Annotated in this window: 15 protein-coding genes and 1 other RNA gene; 6 read left to right on the top strand and 10 right to left on the bottom strand. The window is 55.1% G+C overall.

Going from position 1 to position 18035, the window contains the following annotated elements:
• Positions 1–448 precede the first annotated feature (448 nt).
• From ACUNV4_RS10360 to ssrA, 10 genes are all read right to left on the bottom strand, one after another.
• A complete protein-coding gene (locus ACUNV4_RS10360; protein ID WP_430878466.1) occupies positions 449–1282 on the bottom strand; it encodes a S49 family peptidase in 834 nt (277 codons plus the stop codon).
• The gene (locus tag ACUNV4_RS10355; protein WP_430878465.1) at positions 1279–1818 is read right to left on the bottom strand and encodes a hypothetical protein; all 540 of its coding nucleotides are present in this window, start codon (positions 1816–1818) and stop codon (positions 1279–1281) included. The genes ACUNV4_RS10360 and ACUNV4_RS10355 overlap by 4 nt, the downstream gene beginning before the upstream one ends.
• The gene (locus ACUNV4_RS10350) at positions 1815–2204 is read right to left on the bottom strand and encodes a hypothetical protein (RefSeq protein ID WP_430878464.1); all 390 of its coding nucleotides are present in this window, start codon (positions 2202–2204) and stop codon (positions 1815–1817) included. Before ACUNV4_RS10350 ends, ACUNV4_RS10355 begins: the two co-directional genes overlap by 4 nt.
• Before the next feature lie 539 nt (positions 2205–2743).
• Positions 2744–3340 (bottom strand): hypothetical protein, encoded by a 597-nt coding sequence (locus ACUNV4_RS10345; protein WP_430878463.1) that lies wholly within the window; start codon positions 3338–3340, stop codon positions 2744–2746.
• Positions 3337–4887 (bottom strand): DNA primase family protein, encoded by a 1551-nt coding sequence (locus tag ACUNV4_RS10340; protein WP_430878462.1) that lies wholly within the window; start codon positions 4885–4887, stop codon positions 3337–3339. The genes ACUNV4_RS10345 and ACUNV4_RS10340 overlap by 4 nt, the downstream gene beginning before the upstream one ends.
• Positions 4884–5855 (bottom strand): toprim domain-containing protein, encoded by a 972-nt coding sequence (locus ACUNV4_RS10335; RefSeq protein WP_430878461.1) that lies wholly within the window; start codon positions 5853–5855, stop codon positions 4884–4886. The genes ACUNV4_RS10340 and ACUNV4_RS10335 overlap by 4 nt, the downstream gene beginning before the upstream one ends.
• Entirely contained in the window at positions 5831–6004 is a 174-nt protein-coding gene (locus ACUNV4_RS10330; RefSeq protein ID WP_430878777.1) for a helix-turn-helix transcriptional regulator, read from the bottom strand. The genes ACUNV4_RS10335 and ACUNV4_RS10330 overlap by 25 nt, the downstream gene beginning before the upstream one ends.
• A 325-nt stretch (positions 6005–6329) precedes the next feature.
• A complete protein-coding gene (locus tag ACUNV4_RS10325) occupies positions 6330–7166 on the bottom strand; it encodes a transcriptional regulator domain-containing protein (protein WP_430878460.1) in 837 nt (278 codons plus the stop codon).
• Between the two features lie 94 nt (positions 7167–7260).
• A complete protein-coding gene (locus ACUNV4_RS10320; protein WP_430878459.1) occupies positions 7261–8448 on the bottom strand; it encodes a tyrosine-type recombinase/integrase in 1188 nt (395 codons plus the stop codon).
• A 150-nt stretch (positions 8449–8598) separates the two neighbouring features.
• Positions 8599–8972, bottom strand: a transfer-messenger RNA (tmRNA) gene (gene ssrA, locus ACUNV4_RS10315).
• A gap of 220 nt (positions 8973–9192) precedes the next feature.
• On the opposite strand from ssrA, the gene ACUNV4_RS10310 reads away from it, so the two are divergent.
• The 6 genes from ACUNV4_RS10310 to phnE (ACUNV4_RS10285) all read left to right on the top strand — a co-directional run bounded on the left by ACUNV4_RS10310 (position 9193) and on the right by phnE (ACUNV4_RS10285) (position 17941).
• Positions 9193–10044: a DUF481 domain-containing protein gene (locus ACUNV4_RS10310; protein ID WP_430878458.1), complete on the top strand. Its 852-nt coding sequence runs from the start codon at positions 9193–9195 to the stop codon at positions 10042–10044.
• A gap of 234 nt (positions 10045–10278) precedes the next feature.
• Positions 10279–14199: a phosphoribosylformylglycinamidine synthase gene (gene purL / locus ACUNV4_RS10305; RefSeq protein ID WP_430878457.1), complete on the top strand. Its 3921-nt coding sequence runs from the start codon at positions 10279–10281 to the stop codon at positions 14197–14199.
• A 284-nt stretch (positions 14200–14483) separates the two neighbouring features.
• Positions 14484–15434, top strand: coding sequence for a phosphate/phosphite/phosphonate ABC transporter substrate-binding protein (gene phnD, locus ACUNV4_RS10300; protein ID WP_430878456.1), 951 nt, complete (start codon positions 14484–14486; stop codon positions 15432–15434).
• A gap of 72 nt (positions 15435–15506) precedes the next feature.
• Positions 15507–16280: a phosphonate ABC transporter ATP-binding protein gene (gene phnC / locus ACUNV4_RS10295; RefSeq protein WP_430878455.1), complete on the top strand. Its 774-nt coding sequence runs from the start codon at positions 15507–15509 to the stop codon at positions 16278–16280.
• Between the two features lie 3 nt (positions 16281–16283).
• On the top strand, positions 16284–17132 hold the full coding sequence (gene phnE, locus ACUNV4_RS10290; RefSeq protein ID WP_430878454.1) for a phosphonate ABC transporter, permease protein PhnE: 849 nt from the start codon (positions 16284–16286) through the stop codon (positions 17130–17132).
• The gene (gene phnE / locus ACUNV4_RS10285; protein ID WP_430878453.1) at positions 17129–17941 is read left to right on the top strand and encodes a phosphonate ABC transporter, permease protein PhnE; all 813 of its coding nucleotides are present in this window, start codon (positions 17129–17131) and stop codon (positions 17939–17941) included. Before phnE (ACUNV4_RS10290) ends, phnE (ACUNV4_RS10285) begins: the two co-directional genes overlap by 4 nt.
• Positions 17942–18035 lie beyond the last annotated feature (94 nt).

Below are 18035 nucleotides of genomic sequence, written 5' to 3'. Positions count from 1 at the left end.
ATTTACCTGAATGAGAGTCATTCTCATTTGCGGATTCGTCAATATTCCGTCACCTGTTCTCGGTAATCCATTGAGGGTGGCGTCCTGTTGTAGCCCGGACGCTGGCTTGTCTGCCTCTCTATGCCAACCATCAGCCACGTGGTCGGAGAACCAGTGCTTACCACTGCTGATTGTCGGGGTTTTGTTTACAGCGGCACTCACCGACTAACCCGCTTGCATCTCGTTGATGCTAGTGAACCGATCCCGCCGCAACGTCATCCGCTCGGGTATCGTCGGCTACCATCTCAGGCATACAGCCATTCAGTGCGGCAATCTCAAGAAGTAGGGCGCTCAGCATTTGGTCTGCGGTGTATCCGCTATCTTCAATGAGTTGTGCCAGTTTCGGCCAGTTGACGGCTCGCAGTGCTGCCATTTCGGCAGGGGTGAATAATGAGTTCAACATGGTCCGTTACCTGATCAGTGCTTCAGCGCGAATCTCGGCACTCTCTGCGAGTGCTGCTTGCCATCCAGCTTCAATACTCTCTTGCTGGCGTTGTTCGCTGCCTGCATGATGATTGCCTGCGACCACTTCACTCATGAGACCGATAGAGTCCACCAGACCCGCTGTAAGGGCCTGTGTGCCTACGAATATGCCGCCTTGTCCGTAGTGCTTTTTGACGTGATCGGCGCTGACACCGCGTCCCCGTGCCACGTCAGCGATGAATACCTCATTCAATGCGGTTGCAACGGCTTGCCAGTCATCGGCGTTGAGGTCTTTGCGGGGTGAAGTACTCGCCAAGATACTGCGGGGATCTTTGCCGCTGTAAATCGTGCGGACACCGATGGAGCCTACTATCGCGGTAGCGCTGGCTGTGATGCTGTCACACTGGCTTGCTAGCCAATAGGCAGCACTTGCGCAGTTCCCTGACACAAAGGCATCTACCGTAGTGCTCATTGATTTGATGGTTTGCGCCAGTTCATGCACACCAGAGACTTGACCGCCTGGGGAATCAAACGCCAGAACAATGCGGCTAACATCCTCATTGGCCTCCAGTGCGGCAAGATGTCCGGTGATTTCGGTATAGCTCGGCCAGCCCAGAGCCTCCGACAAAACGCTGTGACGTGATAACAGCGGTCCGTGAATCTGGACAACGGCTGTCGCGTCCTGCTTGCTGACGGTTTCCCGTGGCGTGTTGGCTCCCGTGGTGCCCAGTGCCAGAGCATCTATAACGGCGCTGTAGGCATCGCTTGATATCAACCATTGGTCATTACGTGCCTGTGTTGCGAGTGCTTGCAGATTCATGCTGCGGCCTCCAGTTGCGGTTCATCCAGTAAGATCAGAAGCAGTACGTTTACGATATCGGCTCGACGCTCGACAAAGACGCCGCTGGCTTCCATCTCTCGAACAATGGACTCTTCCTGTTGTTCCAGTTTGAATAATTGGCCTTCAAGTTTTACCTTGATCTTCGGGCGGTCCTTCATGGGAGTCCCGTAACTAGCCTGCTCATCCATTGCTGCCGTTATCCTTGCTTTGATCGCTTCAGGGACCAATGCGCAGAATGCAGGACTTGCGTCGATTGACTTGGTGAACTCATCGAATCCCAGTTCATTAACATGAGATTGGAACCCTCGGAAATCAGTGGTATGTCGAGACTCTGCAAACTCGTATGCGCTTCGGTCGAATATCTCGGCCTTGCTTGCAATGAATCTGTCGATGTTGTTTAACGCTTCCTCGCGACTGAGCTTTTCACGCTTCAGATCTTCGAGTTTTTGAGTGGTCTCGTAAATATCAGCACGAACCTTTTCAAGCAGGCTGGCGCTTTTGCTCAACAGTTTCATGCGAAGTCTCCCAGGATATCCAAACGGACTCCATGTTTTACGAGTTGGGTGTTCATGTTTGTCAGCAGTGTGCGGCCAACAGCCGATGCTTCAGAGGCTCTTTGACGCTTTGCAATAAGGTCATCCATTGATCGAGAAGCAAGTTCAACTTGCCTTACCGCTGTCGCCAATGCTTTCTGCACTTCCGCAGGTTCCTCGCGTTCACGGCTTTGGAAATAGTGAGCGTTTTCCTTGGCCACTCTCAATTGGGTTTCAGCACGACGTTTGTCGTCGCGTGCCTGTTGAACGTCACCACTCAATGAGCGGCTAATTGACTCGTGTGCTCTTTGCTGGCTGACCATCGTTAGCAGTCGGTCAATATCCAGATTGTTCTCGGTAACTTGCATGTGTGTGGTTTTCCTCGGTCGTGGTGCCTATGCGGCTGCCTGTATTGGTGTGTAATGGAATCGCTTCGTCTGCTCTCTAATCGCCTCTGACAGCTCGAAGTTGCTCAGAGCGATTACGGCAGATAGGTCGCCGTCGAGTGCTTGCTGCTTCAGGCGCATTGAGATTTCTCGTCGTTGCGCTTTGGTGAGTGACGCTGATTCGCCACGTGGTTTGCGATTTCGCAAGTTCATGTGTCGTCTCCAGACGGTACTTGTACTAAATGCATCGTATCAGAATACTGATCAAATGTACAGTACTTTCTCGCATAATGGGTTATATCGAGTTCGATCAGTCGGGCAGTGCATGAGTTAAGAAACGGTCCCATCATCTGCCACGTACGCTAGCGGTCGTCCGTATTCATCAGACAGCTTCCACTTTCCATCCTTGTATTCCGATTGATCGGCAGAAACGACTACCGGCGTGACTCGGTGTCGTGTGTGCATGTGACCTACGAAGCGAGCGACGGCATCCTCGAAGGTCTTCGGCAGGCTATTGGTGCTCACTTAACTGCATCCTTCATGATCCAGTCATCGCAGTAGTTGCGATTGTCTGTATCCCAGAATCCACCTGGCGCTTTAGGCTGAGCTTCGATTCGACAAAGGCCCAAATGGGGATGGTTATTCCGAACGAAGTGCTTGCAGTCACCGCACGTTTTCACCAGTGTTTTCCGGTGTATGGCCTTTAAGAGGTTGGGGGTGTCACTGGTGAGGACCTCTACCGCTAGCCTGGCTTCAGTCGGCCTGTGCCTACATTTGATCGATTGCGCGACTGTCAGTGCATGTGCCGCAAGCTTGTCGTCAGGCTCTTCAAGCAAATCGGCGATGTCTTCGTGAGTGAACTGCGCTGCTACCTCGCAGCGGGTCACCCCGTGCGCGATGGCCATGCTGACAAATGATAGCCATCGGGTATCGGCAGCAATGCCCGTTTTTTGGTTTGCCGCTTCTTTCCTTAGTTCGGATAGAACATCATTGCGGTGCAAAACGATCCAGTGGCGCTGTTCATTAGTCAGCGATTCGATTGGTGTGATTCCGATATGATCTGGCGGCACCAATCGAACCTTGAAGCCTGATTCCCTAATCTTGGCGACCGCACTCATAGAAGGCCCTCAGTTTTGCTCGTGGTAGTGAACTCGCCGGTTGTTGGCAGTATTTTTGTTATCAGGTGGGGTGTGTTCTCGTCGTTCGATCCTCTTAAGCGAAGTCCCTTCATGAAAGTGAAAGCGCTTCTTGTTTTGACCGTCTGAATGTCGTAGGCGTGCAGAATATCGACGAGATTTCGACTGAATGCGGTTATGGATATTGGGTGTCGGCCCCCGCCGGTCACGTACGCACAATAGTTGCTGTAAAGTCCCTCGTTTGGTTGTTTGTTCGCGTCGCCTATCCGTGTTTCTTGGCTGGAGCATGAAACGAGGCACTCGTCAGCCCAGGCTAGTAGCGGATTAGTTTCCAGTTCAATGACAAGTCTTTGCGCCTTCATTGCCTTGTCAGGATTCGCAACCAGCTCAGCGGCAGCGTTCGCATCCATTGCAAGTAGCTTGTTGAGCAATCCTGGTAGCTCAGCTTTTAAGGCTCCTTCGAATCCATCAGGGTAGGTTGTTGTATCTTGATATGGCTTCTTCTCTTCGTCACTAACGACATAGTTGATGGTCAATGATCGTCGGCGTCGTTGCAGACCGCTCGTGTAATCAGATGATTCAAGCGGTTGGTTGGCGGCTATTGTGACCAAGCCACGGTATACAAACGGCTTCTGCTGTTGCTGATTTTTTCGTTCCAATCGAATACGGTCTCCCCCGGTGATAGATTTCAACACTGGCACCTCTCCGCGAAATCTCGCAGAGTCACTGACTATCGTTAGGCGTTTGCCGTACAGCACAGCGGTTTCGAATTTGTTTGTTTCAAGGGCGTTGAGATCGGTGGTGACCGTGTTTTCGTCACCAACGACTGCCGACAATAGATTTAGAAATGTGGATTTTCCTGTGCCACCGCTGCCGACCAATTCGAGAAATGCTTGAACATTGGACAGTCCAAGTAGGACGACAAGCAGCCATGCATACAGGAATTCGACCAATTCGGAATTACCGCCTACCATGCGCAGAATAGTCTTGTCGATCAGTGGGCAAGTAGCGTCGATGTCGAAGGGGTAAGGCAATTGCCAGTTGAATCTGTCCTCGGCCCTGTATTTCCTCAGCATGCGTGTATTTAGATCGAGAACGCCATTCGAAACCGGAATCTCGTGACGGGTGTTATCCCATTGCGTGGCAGCAAGCTCGGCCTTCATGAAGGTTTCCACGCCATTGACGAAACTGGCCGAGTATTTGGGCATCAATCGTGATACCTCGCTGTTGATCGTCTGCCAAACCGTGATTGAAGATTGTTCGCGAAACGGCAATTCAACATTGGATCGTCTAAACCATTGACCACTTATCGCATCCCACACCAGCGAATCACGCAATACGTCAGCAATAATGTCACTCACTTGGTTCTGTCCAAGTGTCTCAGGTGCCGCAGGCTTATCAGTTTTGTCCGTAGACTTCCGTAAGGTTTTCGTAGGGTTTGAAGTGCTGGAACCCCCATCAGCGTTGAGTTCGAAGGGTTCGTAGGGTTTTAATATTTCTGATTCAGGGTGTTTCAGTTTGGCACTCATCGGGACTTCTCCCGACTGTTGCACTGAATGACATCGTTGAAGTCACTACACTGCCTACTGCATCCTTCGCAGAACGTCGGAAACGCCACTTTGCTGTTGACACTCGACGCTGCTGCAATTGCTTTCTGACGTCCTGTGTTGACCTCTGCGCGTCGATCATCGTCACCACATACGATGATCTCGATATCCGGGTAAGCAACCTTTATTGCCTCACATACCGGTTGAAGGTTTCCAGCGTTGAGAGCGCATGCAGTTACATGGTTAGTTTCCTCTGCCAGGCTGGCACCGGTCGCGCCACCCTCACACACAAGTATCAGGCGAGTGCTTTCGTCCAGTTTCCCGATAAGGAACATGCAACCAGATATGCGGCCCCCTTTGGCAAACAGCTTTTTACCTGACGGACGGTTGTATATTCGTTGATAGCTCCAAAGCTTGCCGTGTACATCTGTGATTGGTGCTATCCAACAGTCAAGCCCCTCATGCCACCGTATGCCGTGCGTGCTTTTAAGTCCCTTGTCGAGCATGTAACCGAAAGGAGCGCGATTCACTGACTCGGTGAATATCGTTTCTGCACTCGCTGCCGTCGCTTTTTCGCGCCTGATTCGCTTCGCTTGTTCGGCAAACTGCTTAGCAGCAAGTTTCGAACGGTCCGCGCTCTTCGCGTTTCCGAGTGTCTGGTGCTGGTCCTGAAATAGATACAGTGCATCGGAAGTGAAATCTTTGGCCAGGATGCAGTTATCTTTGAGCAAGACACCGAGCGATTTATTCTTGTAAGACTTCTGTGGTGCATTGGTGCGAACCCATTCATAGGGAATCAGGACTGGCGCAACGACACCGTTATCATCTGCCCACTGAATGAACCTGTCATGCTTGGTTGTGGTAAAATTATCGTGTGAATAGCGGTTCTGGAACGCGTCCTGTGCCGGGACGCGGCTCCCCCGGCTCAAAGTGACACCTCTGCGAGCCACTCCAGAATTTCACTTTCACTCCACCGACGTGCGCCGCCTTTCCCGCTTGAGTATTTCGCTCCTTTGGGGAACTCGCCTTTCGCCATCTTGGCGTAAACGGTCGATACAGCGAGTCCAGTTATTTCGCAGACTCGGCGTACTCTGATCATGCGGTCGGGCAGGGGTGGGGCTTCGAACTTCATCGCTTTGGACATATTGATCTCTCAACATTGTTGATTGTCCGCGAGCGACCAGCCACAATAGCCGGGCACCTTTGGACGTCTCATTGTTTTTGGGTGTGATTCCTGGCCAGTCTCGGCGACCAAACTTTGGCTGGTCAGGAGTCTCTATTGCTTTCTAATTGGTTCCGTTTGCTTTCCTGTTTCTTCCATTACTGTCTGCGGAGAGCATCTTACACCGCAAAGTACCTGTCGCATGTCCCCCGCTTGTCCTCGCAGATCAGTGAAAAAATGAACTCTTCTCTGCGGACCCTTTTCATGTACAGCGCCAATAGTCTGTATCCCTGAGCTGCTGCGCTTTCGTCCGTATGCTGTTGTACATAGCAGTGTGTTTGCTTCCGTTCAGGTTAATTCTCGCCCGTATCTTGTTTTCACTGGTTCTGGAAGCTATTCCGTCCAAGACCATGAGGTATCGAGTGCTTAAGTCCGTTTGGAAGGTTGGTCTGTTTTTCACTTTGAGCCCTCGTGATCGGAGTTCGCTCTGTATTTGTTCGAGTACCTCTTTTGCTTCGAGGAGTTGCGGACCGATTTTCATGCTCAGGTCGAAACCAAGTATTTCGAATTGATCCCCAAGCTGTCTTGATCTCATTGAGATCGCGTCTTGTAGTGGTGCCCCTAAGTCATTGTCGTATTCGATGTGATCGGTGAGCCTCCAGGGGGCAGGGGCATCCTCACTAAAGGCGGCTGTTATGATGGGAAAGTCATCGGAGAATTCATCGCGCCAATCGATTGGTTCAGGGTGAATTTTGAACGTCTCTTCAATGTAGGTTCTGAAGTTAACGAAGCGCCCCTTGTGTCCAACCCGTGCAATATATTCATCTGCTGTTTCCCCGTAGTGTGGTTCGGGATCAGCGAAATAGCCATGATCGATAAAGAACCTTCCGGTAGGCGTTGCATGTCCTTTCCACGCGCCATCAATTTCTTCAGGTAATTGGGCTAAGGTGTCCCAGAGCCTTTGGTAGGTTGCGTTTCTTCGTAAAAATTCCCAAGCCCATCGGCGCATATCTTTGCCGTGATCTGGGTAGATGTCTGCTGCAAAGTCGAGAATCGGTTTCGGGTAATCGCTTGTATTGGGGAAGTTTTCGAGTTCCATCCTTGCATCCTCATGCAAATACCTATTTAGACACTCGGATCAGGCTGGTAGGTGGCCAGCTTTTCGGTAGCGAGCCTAGATCCGAGCGAACCTGTCAGCGCAGTTGTTTCAGCGAGTCGAGATAGTCTGAATAGTCCTGCATCATCGACCGTCTGAGTTCGACGTACTGTGCTTGGTTGTATGCACGTCTGACCCCGTTTCCGTCCACATGAGAAAGCTGGGCTTCGATGAGATCCGGATCGAAGTCACGTCGTTCATTCAGTAGCGTGGAGGCCGTGTGCCTGAACCCGTGTATACAGACCTCTCCAGAGGCGTAGCCAAGCCTTCGCAGTGCGGCGTTCAGCGTCATATCCGATATGGGGCGGGTGTCCTCTCTCATCCCCGGAAAGACCAGCGTTCCTGCGCCTGTAAAGTGGTGCAATGACTTTAGTATCGCAAGCGACTGATTGGAAAGCGGCACCTTATGTTCAAGCTTCCGCTTCATGCGGCGGGCGGGAATCGTCCAGAGTGCCTCCTCGAAGTTGATTTCGCTCCACAAGGCTCCTCTTAGTTCGCCAGGTCGCACGAATACGTGCGGCGCGAGCTGTAGCGCGTGCAGCACGATAGGGTTGCCGGTGTAGCTGTCAATTGCTCGTAATAGCTCACCTACGGCGGCAGGATCGGTAATGCTGGGGAGTTGTACCTCTGTGTGCTTTGCCAATGCTCCCTGAAGGTCACGCGTCGGGTCGCTGGCTATTCTGGTAGTTGCAACTCCAAACCTGAAAACCTGGCTCGCAAGTGTCTTTATGCGATGGGCAGATTCGATAGCCCCACGCGCCTCCACTCGGCGCAAAACGGCCAGGACCTCAGCGGGTTCGATAGATTGGAGGGGGCGATTGCCAATGTATGGGAGCAGGTCATTATCGAGACGTTGCCTAACCGTTCGGCGATGTCCGTCTGACCATTCAGCACGCTTTTGCAGCCACTCTTCGGCGACGTCTTTGAATGTGTCTCCGCCAGATCCTGCCAGCTTGGCTACCTGCTTGTGATAGCTGGGGTCGATGCCCTCGCTGAGCTTGTTTCGAGCGTCTTGGAGGCGTTTCCGCGCTGTTGCCAAGCTGACTTCAGGAAACACGCCGATAGAGAATGTTTTTCTCTTGCCGCCATAGCGGTAGTCGTATCGCCAGTACTTGCCGTGCTTGGTGATGTACAGGTAAAGACCTTTGCCATCGGTCAGCTTGTGGGGCTTCCCTGAATACTTGGCATCGCTTACAGCCATTGCTGTTAGTTTTTCTGAAGCCATGACGGTATAAGAACTCGGGCGTTAAAATCTGCCGTCGTTTATACCGTCAATACCGTCAGTCTGCAATGTATGGGGCTGGAAGAGGTTGGAGAGTATAAGCTCGATTTCATGCGGTTTCCGGCGAGAATCAGACCTCGCCGGAATCCTAAATGGTGGAGCTGGGGGGAGTCGAACCCCCGTCCGAAAGCACTCTGCCGTTGGTACTACATGCTTAGTTCCGTCATTGGCTTTAGCCACTCAGTGCAGGACGGGCACCACAAGGAGCAGCGAGCCCATTATTGGTTTAGCGATCCAGTGTAAGGGCGACCCTTCACGCGATCCTGTGTCTGTTGCCCCCGCCCAAACCCACAGGCAGATCCGGAACGGGGCAGTACGTACAACTAAACCCGAGGGTTCAGTTATGCGGCCATTGCGTAGTTGTCGTCGTTGGCAACTATAGGTTTTTCAGCTGGATTTACGAGGTGATCTGAATCCTCGGCATGCACCTCAGGGTTTGCCACTTCCGTCGAAACCATGTCAGCCCCGGTGGTCGTAACTTCCTGCCCGTGGAGTATGCGGATGTTTGCGCTGCAATTCAATGGGCATCGAGGAATTCGTGTTGATTGATAACTCTGTGTCGTGAATGTTGCTAAATTGTGAACCGGATGGCACAAATGTTAAAGAAAGTGTCCGGTGATTTTTTGCCACTTTTGCGTTCCATACTTGCCACAGGTTCTTCGAAAAAACGGATAGAAAACAACACCAATGACTCACTATTCCCTGAAAAAGACAATCGCCAGTATCCTCGTTGCAGGCTCACTGGGCGCATCGACAATGGTTGCAGCACAGGATGCTGACGCTGTTGAGGAGTCCGGATTCGGCAGCGCTTTCCAGGGCTGGCGCGGTACGGCGTCTCTTGGCGCCACCAGCTCGACCGGTAACTCGGAAGCCAGCAACATCAATGGTTCCGTGCGTCTGAGCAAGACCGTCAATCGTTGGGAGCACCTGGTTTTCGGTTCCGTATTCAAGGGCACGTCCTCCATCGTGGTTGTCGAGCGCGACCAGGAAGGCAATCCGATCCTTGGAGACGACGGCCGTCCGCAACGCACCATTGTCAAGGGCGACAACTCTGATCGCATCGCACTGGGCTACCAGCCCAAGTTCTACTACAACCCGAAAACCTACTTCTTCGGCATCCTCGACTGGGAGCAGGACGAGCCCGGTAATATCGATAACGCCACACGTCAGATCGTGGGTGTCGGTCACCGCTTCTTCTCCAACGAAAGTGGTTTCCTGACCGCTGAGTTGGGTTTTGGCAACAAGAATACGTCGCTGGTTGTCGGTGACGATGTCAACGGCGGCATTGGCTACATCGGTCTGAACTACCTCAACCACATCACGGATGAAGTGACGTTCAACGCTGATCTGCGCAGCGACTTCGGTAGCGACAACACCTTTGTCGAATTGGGTCTGGGAATCGCCTTCAAGGTGTCCGAAAAGCTGGCATTCAAGGTTGCTCACTTCTCACGCAGCAACAGCGACCTGTCTTCAGGCGACAGCCCGCTGGATTCCAACAGCGACAGCGTCACGACGCTGAACCTCGTCGTCGACATCTGATCGATCGCAGTTGCGATTACCGTCACGACACCCGTGACGCGCCCGATATCGGCCACCGGTCGGTAAAAGAGGAGCTGCGGCAATCTGCCGTAGCTCCCTACATCCAGTATCATTGCCCCGTCCGGGCCGAATCTCCGGCAAACCAGGCAATGATCAGTGATGTTCAGTCAATGAACGCACGTTGCCGCAGCCTGAGATTTCGGCCAGCCCTCAGGTTACCGTGCGAGAACCCACATGCTCTGTCTATCCGGCGCCAACGCCCTGTCGACTTTCCGACAGGAGCAATTGCTCAAGCAGTTGCGCTCTGTGGATACACACTTCCAGGCCATCGAGGCCCGGTATGTCTATTTCGTTCAGCTGGATTCGGCGGATGACCCGTCGGTAGAGGCTGATCCGGCTGTATTGCAGCGCCTTTGCCGCCTGCTGCAGGCCGATGAGCAATATCATGAACCGGATTCCGGTTGGCAGGTCAGCGTGGTTCCACGTCTGGGCACACGCTCTGCCTGGTCGTCCAAGGCCACGGATATCGCGCGCCGTTGCGGGATGACAGAAGTCGTACGGATCGAGCGTGGTATTCAGTATCTGTTCGGTGAGCCGGGTTCACAGGGCCTGGCGGATGCGAGCAAACGACAGGCTGAAGCGCTGCTGCACGATCGCATGACGGAATCCGTCATCGATCTCTCCAGCGACCTGCACAGACTGTTCGCGATTGCCGAACCAGCGCCTCTGGTCACCATTCCTGTACTCGAAGAAGGCAGACTGGCACTGGAAGAACACAATCGACAGATGGGGCTGGCGCTATCGTCCGACGAACTGGACTACCTCGAGCAGAGTTTTGCCCGTCTGAAGAGAGATCCGAGTGATGCCGAGCTCATGATGTTCGCGCAAGCCAATTCGGAGCACTGCCGGCACAAGATCTTCAATGCCTCCTGGTCACTCGATGGTGAAGCTCAGACACAATCGCTGTTCGGCATGATTCGCAATACCCACAAGCTCTCCCCGGAAGGCGTGCTGTCGGCTTATCACGACAACGCCGCAGTCATCGAAGGCAGTACCGCGCAGCGCTGGTTGGCGGGGCCTGATGGTCACTATCAGGCGACCGAGGAAGCGGTGCACATTCAGATCAAGGTCGAGACGCACAATCACCCGACGGCCATTTCGCCGTTTCCGGGGGCGGCTACCGGTTCGGGGGGAGAGATTCGTGATGAAGGCGCGGTGGGCAATGGCTCCAAGCCCAAGGCCGGGCTGTGCGGGTTCACGGTGTCCAACCTGAACATTCCCGACTGGCATCAGCCATGGGAAGTCGAGAACACGAAGCCGGATCGTTTGGCCAGCGCCCTGGAAATCATGCAGGAAGGACCCATTGGTGCAGCGGCCTTCAACAATGAATTCGGCCGGCCCAATCTGACAGGTTACTTCCGTACCTACTGCCAGTCGGTGCCGGCAAGCACGGAAAATCCCGCTGAACCATCTTCCGAAGTGCGCGGTTTTCACAAGCCGATCATGATTGCCGGCGGCATGGGCAATATCCGTGAAGGCAATATCGAGAAGCAGGACGTGCCTGCCGGTTCGGCCATCGTGGTGCTGGGTGGACCTTCCATGCTGATCGGCCTGGGCGGTGGAGCTGCATCCTCGGTTGCCAGTGGTGCCGGTGACAGCGAGCTGGATTTCGCCTCGGTGCAGCGTGGCAATCCGGAGATGCAGCGCCGCTGCCAGGAAGTGATCGATCGCTGTATTGCGCTGGGCAAGGACAGTCCGATCCTGTCGATTCATGATGTCGGTGCCGGCGGCCTGTCCAATGCCTTGCCGGAACTGGTCAATGATGCGGGACGAGGTGGGGACTTCGAACTGCGTTCGGTGCTCAATGATGAGCCCGGCATGTCGCCGATGGCCATCTGGAGCAACGAGTCGCAGGAACGCTATGTCGTCGCCATCATCAGCGATCGTCTGCCTCTGTTCGAGTCGCTGTGCCAACGGGAACGCTGTCTGTATGCGGTGGTCGGCCAGGCCACCGAGGAGCGCATACTGCACGTTTCCGACTCGCATTTCGATAACAATCCGGTCGACATGCCGCTGGATGTGTTGCTGGGCAAGCCGCCCAGGCTGGAGATCACGGCCAGTCATCGTGCCGTTGCCGGAGATGAACTGCTCACCTCCGCCATGGAACTCGATGACGTGGTGCAGCGCATTCTGCAACTGCCGGCGGTGGCCTCCAAGAATTTTCTGATCACCATTGGCGATCGCAGCATTACCGGGCAGGTGGTCCGGGATCAGCTGGTCGGACCCTGGCAGATGCCGGTGGCCGATGTGGCTGTCACGGCATCCGACTATCAGGGCTATACCGGTGAAGCCATGGCCATGGGCGAACGATCTCCCGTCGCCATACTCGACGCGGCCGCCTCGGCACGAATGGCGCTGGCCGAATCGCTGACCAATATCGTTGCTGCTGACATCGGAGATGTCGGTCAGGTCAGATTGTCGGCCAACTGGATGGCCGCCAGCGGTCATCCCGGTGAGGATGCAGCCTTGTTCGATGCTGTCGAAGCCGTGGGCCTGGGCCTGGCGCCGGCGCTGGGCATCGCCATTCCCGTGGGCAAGGATTCCCTGTCCATGAAAACGGTTTGGCAGGATGAGCAGGGTGATCACAGCGTGACCGCACCGTTGTCGCTGATCGTGACGGCCTTTGCAGCCGTCAGGGATGTGCGCAAGACGCAGACGCCCGAGATCCGCCTGGATTGTGGTGACAGTGACTTGCTGCTGATCGATCTGGGTGCCGGGCAGAATCGTCTCGGTGGCTCTGCTCTGGCGCAGGTGTATGGCAAGGTTGGCACCGCAGTGCCGGATGTGGATGAGCCGCTGTTGCTCAAGGGCATGTTCAATGCCCTGCAACAATTGATTCACGACGAACAGATTCTCGCCTGGCATGACCGTTCCGACGGTGGATTGTTCGTGACACTGGCGGAGATGGCCTTTGCCGGTCACTGCGGTCTCAGGGTCAACATCAACAGTCTGCCGGGTGATGCCATTGCAAGCCTGTTCAATGAAGAGCTCGGCGGCGTATTGCAGATACGCAGCAGCCAGTATGCACAGGTCATGGCTGTGTTCGAGGCCCATGGTCTGGGCGATGTGGTGCATATGCTGGGCAAGCCCACCGAGGAAGCCGAGCTGGAGTTGTGGCAGGGCGAGTCCTTGCTGCTCAGGGAAAGTGTGACCCGTCTGCGTACACAGTGGTGGCAGACGAGCTACCGCATGCAGGCACTGCGTGACAATCCCGAGTCAGCCGAGGAGGAACTGGCGCATATCAGTCGTGATGACGACCCGGGTCTGAGCCCGCGCTTGAGCTTCGATCCGTCGAGTTCCCTGGTCAGTGGTGCGCCCGAATTGCTGAAGACTCGGCCGGCGATGGCCATCCTGCGTGAGCAGGGCGTCAATGGGCACTTCGAGATGGCCGCTGCCTTTGATCGTGCCGGGTTCGATACCGTCGATGTGCACATGAGTGATCTGTTCGAAGGTCGGCATGATCTTGCCAGCTTCAAGGGCCTGGTGGCCTGTGGTGGTTTCTCCTTCGGGGATGTGCTGGGGGCCGGTGGTGGCTGGGCCAATTCGGTTCTCTACAGCGAGCAACTGTCCACCATGTTCAGACAGTTCTTCGAGCGTGATGACACCTTTTCCCTGGGTGTCTGCAATGGCTGTCAGATGCTGTCAAGGCTGCAGACGCTGATTCCCGGCACCGACAACTGGCCTCGTTTCGAGCGCAATCTGTCCGAGCAGTTCGAGGCTCGGGTAGCGACTGTTGAAATCTACGAAACACCGTCCCTGTTCTTTACCGACATGGTCGGCTCTCGACTGCCGGTTGCCTTGGCCCACGGAGAGGGTCGTGCAGTCTTCGAACAGGAAGCACAGGCACAATCGGCACCGGTGTGCATGGGCTTTGTCGACAATCATGGGGCCATGACGGAAAGCTATCCGCTGAATCCCAATGGCTCGCCTTTCGGGATTACCGGTCTGTGCAACGCCGACGGCCGCGTCACCATCATGATGCCGCACCCCGAGCGTGTCTTTCGTACCGTTACCAATTCCTGGGCGCCACCGGAGTGGGGTGAGAACGGACCCTGGCTGCGAATGTTCGAGAATGCGCGTATCTGGATTGCCTAGTGTCCGTTTCGGGCATGCGACCTGTCCTCACGGAAACCCACCGTGGATTGTTGGCCAAACGGGACGCCGGTGCACTGGTGACGGTGGGTCAAACTGTGCGTCGGGCTTGCCGCCGGAAACCAACTCGGGCATGGTGTTGGCCGAACGTTTCATGAATAATCAATAATTGATCAATACACTGGTCCGACTCGGCATCCGCATCGAGTCGGCATCGGGAAACCGGGGCAGGGCAGGATGCGCTGCCGAATGTCAACTACCACACACATTCAGGAAATCCACCGACAATGAAATATTCCATCATCGCGGCCGCCACGGCCCTTGCGGTCTCATTGAGTCTGCCCGCCTCGGCGGAATTCAAGCTCGACTCTCGCTACAAGGACACTGATGGCGATCTGGTTGCCGATATCGCTGACGCTGCCGATCAGCTCGACCCGGGCACTCTGATCTTTGCCTATACGCCCGTGGAAGATCCTGCGGTGTATGCCGAAGCCTGGTCCGACTTTCTCGAGCACATGAGTGAAGTGACTGGCAAGAAAGTGCAATTCTTTCCGGTACAGTCCAATGCGGCGCAGATCGAGGCCATGCGTGCCGGTCGTTTGCATATTGCTGGCTTCAATACCGGATCCAACCCTCTGGCAGTCGCCTGTGCCGGTTACCGGCCTTTCACGATGATGGCCAGTGGTGACGGATCCTTCGGCTACGAGATGGAAATCATCACCTATCCCGATTCCGGTATCGAGAAAGTCGAAGACATCAAGGGCGGCAAGCTGGCATTCACTTCCGAGACGTCCAATTCCGGCTTCAAGGCGCCATCAGCCATTCTGAAGGCCGATTACGGCATGGTCGCCGGTACGGATTTCGAACCGGTCTTTTCCGGCAAGCATGACAACTCCATTCTGGGAGTGGCCAACAAGGATTATCCGGCAGCCGCCGTGGCCAATTCGGTCATGAATCGCATGGTCAGTCGTGACGTTGTCACTCAGGATCAGATCGTCTCCCTGTACAAGTCGCAGACCTTCCCGACCACCAGCTATGGTGTGGCCAATACACTGAATGCCGAGCTGCAGGACAAGATCAAGGAAGCCTTTGCAAGCTTCGAATGGTCCGGCAGTTCCCTCGAAGCTGAATTCTCCAAGTCCGGTGAAGCGCAGTTCGTACCCATTACCTTCAAGAAGGAGTGGGAAGTCATTCGCAAGATCGACGATGCCAACGGTGTGGAATACACCTGCCAGTAATCTTTCGCATCCTGCCAATTCGGACCGGATACCTTCGGGTTTCCGGTCCGTGCCTATCGGAGTACAGATACCTTGCTCGACGTAAGCCACCTTTCCAAAACCTATGCGGCGGGCGACAAGGCGCTGGATGATGTCAGTTTCACCATTCCTGCCGGTCAGGTGGTAGGGCTGATCGGACCTTCCGGGGCCGGCAAGTCCACGCTGATCCGCTGTATCAATCGACTGGTGGAACCCAGCAGTGGCACGATCAGCCTCTCGGGCACCAATATTACCGGCATGTCCACCAGCGAGCTGCGTTCGGTGCGCCGCCGCATCGGCATGATTTTCCAGGAATATGCGCTTGTGGAGCGCTTGAGTGTCATGGAAAACGTGTTGTCCGGCAGGCTGGGCTATGTGTCCTTCTGGCGCAGTTTCACCCGTCATTACCCCAAGGCAGATGTACAGAAGGCCTTTGCTCTGCTGGATCGAGTCGGTCTGATCGATCACGCCAGCAAGCGGGCTGATGCGCTCTCCGGTGGTCAGCGCCAGCGAGTGGGTATTGCGAGAGCTCTGGAGCAGGATCCCGAACTGTTGCTGATCGATGAGCCGACGGCCTCACTGGATCCGAAGACATCGCGTCAGATCATGCGTCTGCTGCTGGAGATCTGCAACGAACAGCATTTGCCGGCGATCATCAACATCCATGATGTGGTGCTGGCCAGGCAATTCACCGAGCGTCTAATCGGTCTGCAGGCCGGGCGAATCGTGTTTGATGGCTCACCGGCCGAATTGACGGAATCCGTTCTGACTCGCATCTATGGCGAAGAAGACTGGACCACGCTCGACCAAGAAACGGAAGCTGCCTGAGTCGTGACAGAAGCTGATCAAGGCGGCTCATCGCCAGCCGCCACTGCGGATTACAGTCGCTACCCCAGCCGATTCCGACCACCGCCGGTTCTGATCCAGCGGGCCTGGTTGCGTCGCACGCTGTGGCTGGCAGCGCTGGTCTGGTTCTGTCTGGCCATCAGCACCATTGATGTCAATTGGGTGCGTGTCGCAGAAGGCATGGAGCGAGGCTGGCGCTTCATCAAGGGGTTTCTGACACCGGACTTCACCTCGCGCTGGAAGGACATATCCAGTGGCCTGGTCGAGAGTCTGACGATGACGATGACCTCTACCGTTGCGGGTGTGCTGTTGTCGATTCCCATCGGCATCGGTGCGGCGCGCAATGTCGCTCCCGGAGTCGTCTACTACGTGTGTCGCGCGATCATCGCGGTTTCACGTTCCCTGCAGGAAATCATCATCGCCATTCTGTTCGTGACCATGTTCGGTTTCGGACCATTTGCCGGTTTTCTGACTCTGACCTTCGCCACCATCGGCTTCATGGCCAAGCTGCTGGCCGAGGATATCGAAGACATCGACGAGAGTCAGACCGAAGCCGTCAGAGCGACGGGCGCTTCCTGGTTGCAATTGATCAATTACGCGGTGCAGCCACAGGTCATGCCACGACTCATCGGGCTCTCGCTGTATCGTCTCGACATCAATTTTCGCGAGTCTGCCGTCATCGGTATCGTCGGTGCGGGAGGGATCGGTGCAACCCTGAACACGGCCATCGATCGCTACGAATTCGATTCGGCCGGTGCCATTCTGCTGATCATCATCCTGATCGTCATGCTGGCTGAATATTCCTCGGGCTTTGTCAGGAAGTGGGTGCAATGAACACGATGAAGACCCCGACACCGGTCTGGCAGCATCGTACGACCGGCAAGCGTCTGCTGATCTGGATTGGTTGGCTGCTGCTGGTTGCCCTGTGTGTCTACAGCTGGCAGCTCATGACCAGAGACACCATCTGGGCATTCGTTGCCGATGCGCCAAGACAGGCAGCGGATCTGGGTTCTCGCATGTTCCCACCGCGCTGGAGCTATATCGAGAAATTGTGGGTGCCTCTGTGGGATACGCTCAATATCGCCACGCTGGGCACGCTGCTGGGCATCATCATCGCCATCCCCGTGGCCTTTCTGGCAGCGAGCAATACCACGCCCAGCAAACTGTTCGTCCGGCCGGTGGCATTGTTCATCATCGTCGCTTCGCGATCCATCAATTCGCTGATCTGGGCTTTGCTGCTGGTGTCGATCATCGGGCCCGGCTTGCTGGCGGGTATCGTGGCAATCGGTTTGCGCTCCATCGGTTTCGTGGCCAAGCTGCTGTACGAGGCCATCGAAGAGACGGACAAATTGCAGATCGAAGCGGTAACGGCTACCGGTGCGTCGGGTGCGCAGATATTGAATTACGGTATCGTGCCGCAGGTCATGCCGGCGTTCTACGGCATTTCGGTATTTCGCTGGGATATCAATATCCGGGAATCGACCATCCTGGGACTGGTCGGGGCGGGCGGCATCGGTGTGCAGTTGCAGGCTTCACTCAATACACTGGCCTGGCCACAGGTCACCATGATATTCGTGGTCATTCTCGGTACGGTGGTGATCAGTGAATGGGTGTCTGCCAGAGTTCGCCACGCTATCATCTGAGGCGGCACGATTTCACGGCGATACGGCGATACGGCGATACGGCGATACGGCGATACGGCGATACGGCGATACGGCGATACGGCGATACGGCGAT

Source organism: Granulosicoccus sp. 3-233 (assembly GCF_052681095.1).
The sequence above is the reverse complement of the archived record's forward strand: the minus strand, read 5'-3'. Positions and strand labels throughout refer to the sequence as shown.